The organism is Burkholderia aenigmatica, from assembly GCF_902499175.1.
GTDB classification, from domain to species: Bacteria; Pseudomonadota; Gammaproteobacteria; order Burkholderiales; family Burkholderiaceae; genus Burkholderia; species Burkholderia aenigmatica.
The window spans coordinates 62,730-73,865 of sequence record NZ_CABVQC010000046.1 but is presented as its reverse complement, the minus strand read 5'-3'; the positions used below and the strand labels follow the sequence as shown (position 1 = coordinate 73,865).

Annotated in this window: 11 protein-coding genes; 7 read left to right on the top strand and 4 right to left on the bottom strand. The window is 61.5% G+C overall.

Translation table 11 applies throughout. The features are described from left to right. From BDO18943_RS28155 to BDO18943_RS28140, 4 genes are all read left to right on the top strand, one after another. Positions 1-384: exodeoxyribonuclease VII large subunit (locus BDO18943_RS28155; protein ID WP_321533570.1), on the top strand; the 384-nt coding region annotated here is incomplete at its 5' end. A gap of 225 nt (positions 385-609) precedes the next feature. Further along, positions 610-1,188, top strand: coding sequence for a superoxide dismutase [Fe] (gene sodB / locus BDO18943_RS28150; RefSeq protein ID WP_011352986.1), 579 nt, complete (start codon positions 610-612; stop codon positions 1,186-1,188). Between the two features lie 621 nt (positions 1,189-1,809). Continuing rightward, positions 1,810-2,097 (top strand): hypothetical protein, encoded by a 288-nt coding sequence (locus tag BDO18943_RS28145; protein WP_175024855.1) that lies wholly within the window; start codon positions 1,810-1,812, stop codon positions 2,095-2,097. 26 nt (positions 2,098-2,123) lie between these two features. Further along, a complete protein-coding gene (locus BDO18943_RS28140; protein WP_175024854.1) occupies positions 2,124-3,017 on the top strand; it encodes a hypothetical protein in 894 nt (297 codons plus the stop codon). Positions 3,018-3,101: 84 nt separating this feature from the next. Here BDO18943_RS28140 and BDO18943_RS28135 read toward each other — a convergent pair whose 3' ends face one another. The 3 genes from BDO18943_RS28135 to BDO18943_RS28125 form a co-directional block, all read right to left on the bottom strand. Further along, positions 3,102-4,676, bottom strand: coding sequence for an RNA-directed DNA polymerase (locus tag BDO18943_RS28135; RefSeq protein ID WP_175024853.1), 1,575 nt, complete (start codon positions 4,674-4,676; stop codon positions 3,102-3,104). Between the two features lie 786 nt (positions 4,677-5,462). Then, positions 5,463-6,674, bottom strand: coding sequence for a chromate efflux transporter (gene chrA, locus BDO18943_RS28130; RefSeq protein ID WP_175024852.1), 1,212 nt, complete (start codon positions 6,672-6,674; stop codon positions 5,463-5,465). A gap of 86 nt (positions 6,675-6,760) precedes the next feature. After that, complete coding sequence (locus tag BDO18943_RS28125; RefSeq protein ID WP_175024851.1) at positions 6,761-7,468, bottom strand: Crp/Fnr family transcriptional regulator; 708 nt, start codon at positions 7,466-7,468, stop codon at positions 6,761-6,763. A gap of 81 nt (positions 7,469-7,549) precedes the next feature. Here BDO18943_RS28125 and BDO18943_RS28120 point away from each other — a divergent pair, with 81 nt between their 5' ends. From BDO18943_RS28120 to BDO18943_RS28110, 3 genes are all read left to right on the top strand, one after another. After that, positions 7,550-8,074: an Mpo1 family 2-hydroxy fatty acid dioxygenase gene (locus BDO18943_RS28120; RefSeq protein WP_175024850.1), complete on the top strand. Its 525-nt coding sequence runs from the start codon at positions 7,550-7,552 to the stop codon at positions 8,072-8,074. Beyond that, positions 8,067-9,113, top strand: a complete 1,047-nt coding sequence (locus BDO18943_RS28115; protein ID WP_175024849.1) for a 2-dehydropantoate 2-reductase — start codon at positions 8,067-8,069, stop codon at positions 9,111-9,113. Before BDO18943_RS28120 ends, BDO18943_RS28115 begins: the two co-directional genes overlap by 8 nt. Before the next feature lie 102 nt (positions 9,114-9,215). Beyond that, on the top strand, positions 9,216-9,818 hold the full coding sequence (locus BDO18943_RS28110; protein ID WP_175024848.1) for a methyltransferase domain-containing protein: 603 nt from the start codon (positions 9,216-9,218) through the stop codon (positions 9,816-9,818). A 22-nt stretch (positions 9,819-9,840) separates the two neighbouring features. On the opposite strand, the gene BDO18943_RS28105 is transcribed toward BDO18943_RS28110, so the two are convergent. After that, on the bottom strand, positions 9,841-11,115 hold the full coding sequence (locus BDO18943_RS28105; protein WP_175024847.1) for an EAL domain-containing protein: 1,275 nt from the start codon (positions 11,113-11,115) through the stop codon (positions 9,841-9,843). Positions 11,116-11,136: the final 21 nt, after the last annotated feature.

Genomic DNA, 11,136 nt, shown 5'->3' with positions numbered 1-11,136 from the left:
CTTGCGTCGGCGGCGTCGCGGCCGGTGCGCGACGCGCGCGCGCGTTTCGCGCTCGCGCAGCTGCGCTGGCAGCGTGCGCGGCCCGATCCGTCGCAGGCGCGCCTGGCGCTCGCGGGGCTGTCGCAGCGTCTTGCACTGGCCTTGCAGCGCCGTCACGAACGCGACACGGCTCGCGTGTCAGCCTGTGCGGCAAGGCTCGAGGTGTTAAGCCCGCAGCGCACGCTCGAGCGCGGTTATGCGGCGCTGATCGATGCACAGACGGGCCGCGCGGTGCGCACGCCGAACGCGCTGAAGCCGCAGCGCCGCCTGACCGTGCATCTCGCGGAAGGCTCGGCCGACGTGTCGCTCGCCGACGTGCAGCCGCGGCTGACCGATACGATCTGATGTAACCGGCGCGTGCGCCGCGACGGTCGCGCAACCGGCAAACCGCGCGTCGGAACGGGTGCTGCGCATCGCCGGCTCGTCCGGCCGGACGTTGCGTCAACATCGCTTTTCCGCATACCGCGGATAAATGGCCCGTGAGTTTGCGGGGTTATTCGTCCTCGCCTACAATCGGACGCTCGGCAGCATTCAACACAGCCTCCCTACATACTCAACGAAGGAATCGCCATGGCTCATACGCTCCCGCCGCTCCCGTACGCTGAAGACGCACTCGCGCCGACCATCTCGCTCGAGACGATCCAGTACCACTACGGCAAGCACCATCAGGCTTATGTGACGAACCTGAACAATCTGATCCCGGGCACGGAATTCGAAAACCTGTCGCTGGAAGAGATCGTGAAGAAGTCGTCGGGCGGCATCTTCAACAACGCCGCGCAAATCTGGAACCACACGTTCTTCTGGAACAGCCTGTCGCCGAACGGCGGCGGCGCACCGACCGGCGCGCTGGGCGACGCGATCAACGCGAAGTGGGGTTCGTACGACGCATTCAAGGAAGCGTTCACGAAGGCCGCAGTCGGCACGTTCGGTTCGGGCTGGGCATGGCTGGTGAAGAAGGCTGACGGTTCGCTCGACATCGTGTCGACGAGCAACGCGGCAACGCCGCTGACGACCGCCGACAAGGCACTGCTGACGATCGACGTGTGGGAACACGCGTACTACATCGACTACCGTAACGCACGTCCGAAGTTCGTCGAAGCGTTCTGGAACATCGTGAACTGGGACTTCGCAGCGAAGAACTTCGCGTAAGGTCCGGCTGTTCCGTCACAATTAGGTTTGGAAACGGCAACAAAGTTTGGAAAGCTGTAGGGATTGCCTGCAATAAACTTTTGAAACCGTAACCGATCTGAAGGCTCTCCATTGCGAGGGCCTTTTTTATTTTGAGTCCTGCAAGCCAGCGTGCCGCCCCATTCGTGTGGGCACCGATTGTCACTCTAAATTAGTGGCGATCTCCGGCCACGCTGCAATAGCGCACTACATCCAAGGGGACAAGGCTCCCTGGAAGCGACCGTAGGAATCTTGCAAAATGGCGAACCTTGTTTGGTACGCGGCTCTGAGCGTCCAGAAATGTCGGTGGGGCGAAAGGGCTGGCGACATGACAAACTTCGCTGGCCGATGACATTGCTCAGCTGATCTATCGATGGATGGGCGGCTTGACACTCACAAGTTCACTTGCATTTGGAGTATTTCGTCTTAGTATCAGTGATACATGGGATCTGAACGCTTAAAATAAAAATCGTTCTCGATTCAATGTATGCCACACTGAGGGCGACTTCGGTGTGTTCTGGTTATAGAGGCAGCCTATCGAAGTTATGATCGAATAGATTATTCGTTTGAAAGTGTGGTCTGGGGATAGTCAGGAGAATATTAATGAAACTAAATGACATCTTGTCAGAGCAACTGCCAGAAATAGATGACTCAGTGAAAGAATGTGTCAATCAAGGGCAGTGGTTATTGTTTAAGACTGATTTGCCATCCGGCGGAAATCGGAGGGTTGCATTTTGTCTGAAGACTGGATCTGGTGTTTTCGAATTGAGTGATCGTGGCAAGGTGCTTCATGAAATTCGAGATGGTGTGGATAAACTCGAGATCGATGAATTGTTTTATTTTTCAGACGTTCGAAAACCAATCTCGCTGAGCAATACACGAATTCAATAATTCTGTGCGCCGGAGTGTCGCTAAAAATGAGTCTGATCGGGGGTAATACTAAGTGGGTGCTATTCCTTTCAGCGAAAGCAGATGCGGAGTGGCGTCATATTATGGATTTGGCGTTCGGGTTGTTTTGTCTTGAGCAAGCCGGCGTAGCTATCTCTGATATCTTTATCTATGTAGACGGGGCGGATAGGGTTTCGATTGAGAATTTTATAAAAAATGGAACCAAGTCAAAATTTGTGGTCAAAGAGTCGAAGGATTTTTTTGACGATCAGAAAAATAATAGTCACGAAAATCTCGTGATGTTTGTGACTGGGCATGGCGGTCCGGATGGCATCGATGCTGTTCAACCAATTACACCTTATGGATTGCTCAATTGTATAAAAACGTCCCCCAAACTCGCGCGAGCAATTGTTTATCTAGGGCAGTGCTACGCTGGGATTTTTAACTACATCGGCGCGGGTAGCAAAACAGATCAAAATGGAGTGGCTGATCCAGAGGTAATTTTCCTGGGGGCTACAAATTTGCACGAAAGCCTTAGTTCTTCTACCTCTGAAACGTTTGTCTCCGGTCCGGTGTCGTGGGAGGCGAATCTGTTTCTTCTATTTGCCTTTAAATGGTTTTCCAATCCAGTGGATATTGATGGTGACGGAAAACATACAATTATAGATTCGTATAAGTATGCTGGCGTTTTTTCAAATGCCATTAATAAGAGCATAAAGGCAAGTGGACTTGCTCATTCCGTCGACCTTCAAGCGCGATGGGTTATCGCGAGAGCGGCACACGGTGCGAATCCCTCCCCGCAGACTTTGGTTGCGTTGGATGCGGCCTATACTCAATATGCAGCTCAGCTCGCGCTTCTTTACGTGCATCAGGAGTGCTGGATACTCAATGCAATTCCTTCTCAGCGCATTGAATTGAAATAAGTTAAATGTCGCAGCAATAAAGGGTAAGATAAAATTTTCTCGCCGAATTTGCGGTGGTGAAGTGACCGATAGGATCGGATCGCTTTAAGGTTGTTGGCCTCGGATAAGGTCATCTGCCATTTTCGTCGCCAAAAAATCGGCCTGCAGCATGGGCTTGATTGCTCGACCCCATGCGCGTCGCTCATCCTCAGGTAAGGCGCTTGCTGCATTAATTATTCGTCGCTTCTCCCACTCATCGCATCGATCAAACCATTCTCGAATGGTTCGAAACTCTTCTCGAGTCAATCGACCTTTTAGCCCCTCTAGTGCAATCATAGAAGGATAGGTCACGCTATCCTTATTTGGAACCCTGACAATATGTATTAGCGCGGGCTTTCGGAAATACCCGTCGCTCGAGAGGAGTTTTGCTAGTGTTGCTTGATGCCACTCGAGTGACCCGAAGCCAGATGAGAGAACCAATTGTGCATAGTAGTTAGTAATGGCTTCTTTGTTGGTCTGCGGTATGATTTCGCTATTCTTAAGAAGCATGTCGACAAAGTAGTCGAGAGAATAGAGGTAATCTCCGCAAAGAATCGCGACATATTCCAAGAGGTCAAAATTTTGTTGTACTAGGCAGGCAATAATCAGTTTTTGGATTCCAGAAAATTCAGGAATCCCATTTGCCTTAAGGGTGTTTATTTCGGAATGGATATCAATTTTTTTGAACACTTCATATTTTTCACTGGTCGGCATAATGAAGGTTCTGGCAATTCTATTGTAGCCGCCCGTCAATTTTGTCACTTTCTTGATGATGGCTTCCGGGCTCTCTTCTGTCTGCTGCGAGGTCGATTCTTCTCCCTTTTCGGATAGATACAGTTTTGTTTTTCCCGTGTTTAGCATTAATCCATCGCGAAATAACCGGGTTGTGAGTAAGTTCATCCAGCGTTGAGCAGTGATGAGGTTTGGTGCGAAAATTCGAAAATCATCAACATACCGAACGAACTTAACTCCCTCATCGATGAGATATCTGTCGACGTCGATCAAAGCAGCTTCGGCGATTATCCGGCTTGCGGAGTTTCCAATTGGTATGCCGTAACTATCTTTCTTTGACCAAAGCAATAAAAGGCTGTTTATTGCAGTAACCAACTGCTGATCGACGCCAATATCCAGAAGAGTTGATTCAACTCGGTGAATGTTGATGCGATCATAGAATGATGCAATATCGCATTGAACAACGTACGTGCAGGCGTCTTCCGTGGCCAGTTCTTTTACTCGTTCTCGCCAGTCTCCGTAGCCAATGTTTTTGTCGAAAAGGGCTCCTTCTTTAGGCGAAAACCTTGCGGAGTATACAATTTTCTCAGATGTCGGAATTCTTGATCTTTCAATTTGCTCTGCTGCTTGAAGAACGATGGCAGTGTATTTGGCTAAGCATAGTGGATCAATGATCGCTGCTTTTCGATAGTCAAATACATATCGATTCTTCGGGGTTAGGATGTGTTGAATGGGTTTAAATCCCATGTCGTATACATTGCCTTTGCGAATTTTTGCGCGAACCTCGCTGACGATATCCGATTTGTGGGAGTTTATTAATTTCGTCTCGAGAGTTTCTAGGGTGATGTCGCTGGGTCCGTGGGCTGAAATATGTTCAATGCTGAGATTGCAGGCGTCGTCTAGATTCATGGTCTCCGTCCTTTTTTCTTTTTCTATTAAGTCTTCAGTTTGCACTAGATAATTCTGCTAACAGGATAAGGGATGCGAGGCTGCAGAGGCAACTTGAAGAGTGTTCCCTGTTGGATGCTTTCGAAACATACAGATAGTCATCGATGTTGGCCGGCAACGATGCATGAGAGGGACCGGGAGAGGAGACGGTAAGTATGAGTTCATCGGTGTGCCAGGGTCGTGAGTTTCCCTTGCTGCTGGGGCGGTCGAGGGTGTATCAGCAAGTCACGAAATTTTGGCTAGCCGTGAATTCGCTGGCAACTACGCCTGCAGTCGGTGAAAATCTGGGATCGGCAGCCAAAGCAACTTTTCCCGGTCACATTGAGCATGCAACCCACCGCAGTCCCTGCACCTGTCACTCCAATGTGGACACTGTGAGGGAAAGATGCCGCTGTATGCCCGCCACTCGAGCTAAATTCACCATCGAGCGCCTCACGAACAATAAAGTTTGAAAGAAGCCCTTCAGTCGCCTTGCGTCGGATCGAATTTGAATGCAGTGAGGCCGGCGTATATGACTTGCATGATGAGATTGCGGGTTTCGTATATATTTTGGCTTATATCTAAGCAGCAGCTGTTAGTAATCAGGTGCGTCACTGCGGTCAAACTTTGGCGCAAAACGTTCCAAACTATATTGTTACGAAACACCGGCGCCTGCGCGCCGCTACGGCGCGCGGCACCCAGCAAAAAAGCCCTCGAAACGAGGGCTTTTTGTTTTTTGTCGCGAGCGAACGTGCCGCGCGTGCCCGATCAGGCCAGCAGGCCGAGCCCCCAGCCGAGCGCCGCGCTCGCGAGCACGACGGCCCATGGAGGCACGCGCCAGAACACCAGCGCGACGAATGCGACGAGCGCGGCGGCCAGATCGCGGGGCGCCACTATCGTGTCGGTCCAGACCGGGTGATAGAGCGCGGCGAGCAGCAGCCCGACGACGGCCGCGTTCACGCCCGCGAGCGCGGCCTGCATCCGCGTGCTGCGGCGCAGGCGTTCCCAGAACGGCGCGGTGCCGGCCACCAGCAGGAACGACGGCGCGAAGATCGACGCCAGCGCGATCGTGCCGCCGAGCCAGCCGTTCGGCGCGTGGCGCAGCGACGCGCCGAGGAACGCCGAGAACGTGAACAACGGCCCCGGCACCGCCTGCGCGACGCCATATCCGGCCAGGAATGCCGCATCGCCGACCCAGCCGGGCGCGACCACGGCCGCCTGCAGCAGCGGCAGCACGACGTGCCCGCCGCCGAACACGAGCGCACCCGTGCGGAAGAATGCATCGACGACGGCGAGCGTATCGGAGCGCAGCGCGCGGGCCGCGAACGGCAGCACGACGAGGAGCGCCCCGAACAGCGCGAGCCACAGCACGCCCGCGCGGGGCGACACGTGCAGCGGCAGCGGATCGTGGGCGCCGCGCGCCGGCTGCGGCAGCAGCACGAGGCCGGCCAGTCCGGCCGCGACGATCACGGCAACCTGCGTCCACGCGGCCGGCGCGAGCAGCGCGACGCAGGCGGCCGCGGCCATCAGCGTGACGCGACGCGCATCCGGGCACAGCGTGCGCGCCATGCCCCACACGGCTTGCGCGATCACGGCGACCGACACGATGCGCAGCCCGTGCAGCGCACCGGCTTCGATCGGTGCGCCCGTCGCGTGCACGCCGAGCGCGAATAGCATCATCAGCAGCGCAGACGGCAGCGTGAAGCCGAGCCACGCGGCGAACATGCCCGCATAGCCGGCACGCGCGAGACCGATCGCCATCCCGACCTGGCTGCTCGCGGGCCCCGGCAGGAACTGGCACAGCCCGACGAGATCCGCGTACGTGCGCTCGGTGAGCCAGCCGCGCCGCGTGACGAATTCGGTGCGGAAGTAGCCGAGATGCGCGACCGGACCGCCGAACGACGTGAGGCCGAGCCGCAGGAATGCGACGAACACCGGCCACGGATGGCGGGAGGGAGCGGAGGCGGTCGACGTGCTCAAGGCGGTGCCGGCGGATGAACGGACGAGCCGCCACGATAGCGCATCGCGGTGACGGCGGGGAGGCCGCGCCGCGGCCGTGCCGGGGCTCAGCGCACGCCGTCGGGCGACCCGCTCGCGCGCCGCAGCGCAGCGACGTCGACGAGCTCGATCTCGCCGACGTGCAGCCGCACGACGCCATCGGCCTGCAACGCCTTCAGCAACTGGTTGGTGGTCTGCCGCGTCAGCGACAGCATCGCCGCGAGCGTTTCCTGCGACAGCCGAATGCGGGTGCGGCCGGCGCTGATCCCGCCATAGCCGTCGGCGATCATCAGCAAGCGGGCGGCGAGCCGCTGCGCGGCCGGCATCACGCTCATCGATTCGACGGTCAGGAAACTCAGGCGCAGCTTCTGCGCCATCAGCAGCGCGAATTGCCGCCAGTATTGCGGCGTCGCGTCGAGGATCGCGAGCAGCGCGGCCTGCGGGATGTGCAGCAGCAGCGCGTCGTCGAGCGCGATCGCATCGTGCGTGCGCGGCTGGCCGTCGAACAGCGCGATTTCGCCGAACCAGGTGACGGGCTCGGCCACGGTCAGCAGCGCTTCCTTGCCCTGGGGGTCGACCGCACCTATCGTGAGTGAACCGGCCAGGACGGCGTACAGCCCGCACGGCGGGTCGCCGCGGCGGAACAGCGCATGGCCGCCCGGCAGCCGGCGCAGCGCCGCGCGGGCGAGCAGGTCCGCGCGCAACGCGGGCGGCAGCGCGGCGAACCACGGGTTCGCTTCGATTTGCGGCAGGTACGGGGTGAGCGACGAGGGCATGGGCACGCGATGTCGGGTAGCTGACAGAGGTTCTCGGGCGTGACGCGCATCATAGCGCTCAATAACCGACCAGGAGACGCGATGAAGACGCTCGAAGACCATCTTTCCCAGTATGCGGCCTACCACCGCGACGCGCGCAACATCGCGACGCATCTGGTCGGGATCCCGATGATCGTGTTCGCGGCCGAGGTGCTGCTGTCGCGGCCGGCGCTCGGGATGCTGGCCGGCATCGCGCTGACGCCGGCGCTGCTGCTGGCCGTCGCGTTCGCGGTGTTCTATCTGCGCCTCGACCTGCGGTTCGGGATCGTGATGACCGCGCTGTTCGCGCTGGGCCTGTGGGCCGCGCAGGCGCTCGCGTTGCTGCCGACCGCGCAATGGCTCGCGATCGGCATCGGTGCGTTCGTCGTCGGCTGGATCGTGCAGTTCGTCGGGCACTGGTTCGAAGGGCGCAAGCCCGCGTTCGTCGACGATCTGGTCGGCCTGATGGTCGGGCCGCTGTTCGTCGTCGCCGAGGTCGCGTTCTTCGCGGGGCTGCGCGGCGACGTGCGCCGCGAAGTCGAGCGGCGGGCCGGCCCCGTGCACAGCGGCGCCCATTCGCATGTCTGACGCACCGGTCTGCGTGTTCGGCGCGGGCGCCGTCGGTTGCTATCTCGGCGGACGGCTCGCGGCGGCCGGCGTGAACGTGACGCTCGTCGGCCGCGCACGGATCGGCGACGCGATTCATCGGCATGGGCTGACGCTGACCGACCAGCGTGGCTACCGCGCGTCGCTCGCGCCGGCCGACGTCGTGTTCGCGGCCGATCCCGCGGCTGCGGCCGCCGCGCCGCTCGTGCTCGTGACGGTGAAATCGGCCGCGACGCGTGACGCCGCGGCGCAGCTTGCCGGCGTGCTGCGGCCCGGCACGGTCGTGATCAGCTTCCAGAACGGCCTGCACAACGCCGACGAGCTGCGCGAGGCGCTGCCGCAAGCCACCGTGCTGGCCGGCATGGTGCCGTTCAACGTGATCGAACGGGAGCCCGGTGCGTTTCACCAGGGCTCGGCCGGCGCGCTGGCGGCCGACGCGTCCCCCGCGCTGCAGCCGTTCGCCGGTGCATTCGCGCGCGCCGGGCTGCCGCTCGCGCTGCATCGCGACATGCGGGCCGTGCAGTGGGCGAAGCTGCTGCTCAATCTGAACAACGCGGTCAACGCACTGGCGAACCTGCCGCTGCGCGACGAACTCGCGCAACGGGCGTATCGGCGCTGCGTCGCGCTCGCGCAGCGCGAAGCGCTGCACTGGCTGGCGCGGGCGGCGATCCGGCCCGCGCGGCTGACGCCGTTGCCGGCCGCGTGGATCCCGGCCGTGCTCGACTTGCCCGACGCCGCGTTCCGCGTGCTCGGCGGCCGGATGCTCGCGATCGACCCGCTCGCGCGTTCGTCGATGTCCGACGATCTCGCGGCGGGGCGGGCAACGGAAATCGAGTGGATCAACGGCGAGATCGTGCGGCTGGCCGCGCGCTTCGGCGCGCAGGCGCCTGTCAATGCGCGACTGTGCGCGCTCGTGCACGACGCGGAACGCGCGGCGGCGCGCCCGGCCTGGCGCGGCGATGCGCTGTGGGCCGAGCTGACCGCGCGGGCGCCGCACGCGGGCGACGTGCGGGCCGCGTAGGCGGCTGCGCCACGCGTCGCGCGGGGTGCGCGTGATGCCGCACGGGGTGTGACCGGCTAAGATGCGGGGTGCGTCATACGACGCCTATGCGGAGCTGTCACCATGGTGGATCGCCCGACTCTCGATGCCTACGACGCCCATGCCGCGCAATACGCGCAGGACTGGCTCGACCAGGCCGCGCCCGACGACATGTACGCGCTGCTGGAGCAGCATTTCTCGCCGGGGCCGACCGCGGACGTCGGCTGCGGCGCCGGGCGCGATACGGCCTGGCTCGCGTCGCGCGGCTTCGACGTGCGCGGCTACGACGCGAGCGCCGCGCTGCTCGACGAGGCGCGGCGCCGCCATCCGGATCTCGCCTTCGAGCTGGCTGCACTGCCGGCGCTATCCGGCGTGCCGTCCGGCGCGTTTCGCAACGTGCTGTGCGAAACGGTCGTCATGCATCTCGAACAGGCGGAAGCGGCGGCCGCCGCCACGCGGCTGGCCGAGCTCCTGATGCCGGGCGGCACGTTGTACCTGAGCTGGCGGGTGGCCGGAAACGGCGCGTTGCGCGACGAGCGCGGCCGCCTCTACACGCCGCTCGATTCGGCGCGGATGCGGGCGGCGCTCGGCGCGGGCACGCAGGTGATCGACGAGCACGAGGTCGTCAGCCCCTCGTCCGGCAAGCGCGTGCACCGGCTGATCGTCCGCAAGGCTGCCACCGCTTGAGCGTGGCGCGGCGGCGCCACGCTCATTCGCGGTTGAGTGCCGCTTCCCAGTTGATATCGACGCAGAGCACCTGCATGCCGGTCGCGACGGGTGCGGCGATCGACGCGGTCACGCACAGGTGCGCCTCGTTGATCGACAGGTAGGGCGGCGTCAGGTGCACGCGGCCCGGCGCGCGCATCGCGTCGATGAAGTACGGGCGTCGTTCCCAGCTCGCGCCTTCGGAATGCAGCAGCGGCCGGAACCGCTTGGCGCGCTGCGAGACGCTGCCGCGTGCGAGCACGTTGTCGCCGATCTGGCGGCCCGATGCGTCGAGCAGGAAGCAGCGCGCGGTCTCCGGCAGCCCGAGTACGACGGCTGCCGCGTCGGTGAGCGGCTCGCCCGCGCCGAGCTTCCGGCTCGCTTCCTCAAGCGCCGCGACGTACGGCGCGAGCCGTTCCGCCTGCGTGCGCTCGCGTTCCGCGACGCGCAGCCGCAACGCGGCCGACAGCGTATCCATGCAGCCCGCGGCGGCCTGCGGCTGCACCGGTTCGACGCTCGGTCCCGCGAAGTACTGGCCCTGCACGAAATCGACGTCGCACTCCAGCGCGATCAGCGCGTCGCGCTCGGTCGCGAGCCCGCCCATCAGCACGAGCTGGCCGGATTCGTGCAGCAGCGACACGAGCCCCGGCAGCACGCGTTCGAGATGCGAGTGCTCACTCGCTTGCGCGAGGATGCCGCGGTCGAGCGTGACGATGTCGGGATGCAGGTGCCACACGCGGTCGATGTTCGAATGCTTCGCACCGAATCCGACGAGCGCGATCAGGAAGCCGGCCTTGCGCAGCCCGTCGACGATCGCCGCGTAGCGCGGTGTCTCGCCGCCCGCCTGCTCGGGCACTTCGAGCACCACGCGGTGCGGCGGCAGCCCGAGCGCCTTCAGGTTCGCGAGCATCGCGTCGCCGTAGACGGTGTCCATCAGCGCGGCCGGATGCAGGCTCAGGAAGAGCCATTCGTCATGGCTGTCGAACGCGTGGAAGTTGCCGAGATGCAGCGATTCGGCGAGCCGGCCGAGCTCGAGCAGGTCGCCGCGCCGCGCCGCCTGCGTGAACACCTCGTGCGACGCCACCTGGCGGCTTTCCTCGTCGTGCGCACGCAGCGACGCGTGATAGCCGATCGCGCGGCGGTGCGACACCGAGAAAACGGGCTGGAACACGCTGAACACGGTGTAGCCGCCGTACAGCACGGTGCGCCGGTTCCCGTCGTCGCCGGCGACGGGGCGGGGCGGCTGAAAGCCGGGGGGATCGATTTCGATCATGCTCATGATGTCGGCCGAAGGAAGACT

Coding starts and splice junctions, on each gene's coding strand:
- BDO18943_RS28135 (WP_175024853.1), bottom strand. CDS start 4,676: ATGAATCTAGACGACGCCTGCAATCTCAGCATTGAACATATTTCAGCC.
- BDO18943_RS28105 (WP_175024847.1), bottom strand. CDS start 11,115: ATGAGCATGATCGAAATCGATCCCCCCGGCTTTCAGCCGCCCCGCCCC.
- BDO18943_RS28140 (WP_175024854.1), top strand. CDS start 2,124: ATGAGTCTGATCGGGGGTAATACTAAGTGGGTGCTATTCCTTTCAGCG.
- BDO18943_RS28125 (WP_175024851.1), bottom strand. CDS start 7,468: ATGCCCTCGTCGCTCACCCCGTACCTGCCGCAAATCGAAGCGAACCCG.
- BDO18943_RS28120 (WP_175024850.1), top strand. CDS start 7,550: ATGAAGACGCTCGAAGACCATCTTTCCCAGTATGCGGCCTACCACCGC.
- BDO18943_RS28115 (WP_175024849.1), top strand. CDS start 8,067: ATGTCTGACGCACCGGTCTGCGTGTTCGGCGCGGGCGCCGTCGGTTGC.
- BDO18943_RS28110 (WP_175024848.1), top strand. CDS start 9,216: ATGGTGGATCGCCCGACTCTCGATGCCTACGACGCCCATGCCGCGCAA.
- sodB (WP_011352986.1), top strand. CDS start 610: ATGGCTCATACGCTCCCGCCGCTCCCGTACGCTGAAGACGCACTCGCG.
- BDO18943_RS28145 (WP_175024855.1), top strand. CDS start 1,810: ATGAAACTAAATGACATCTTGTCAGAGCAACTGCCAGAAATAGATGAC.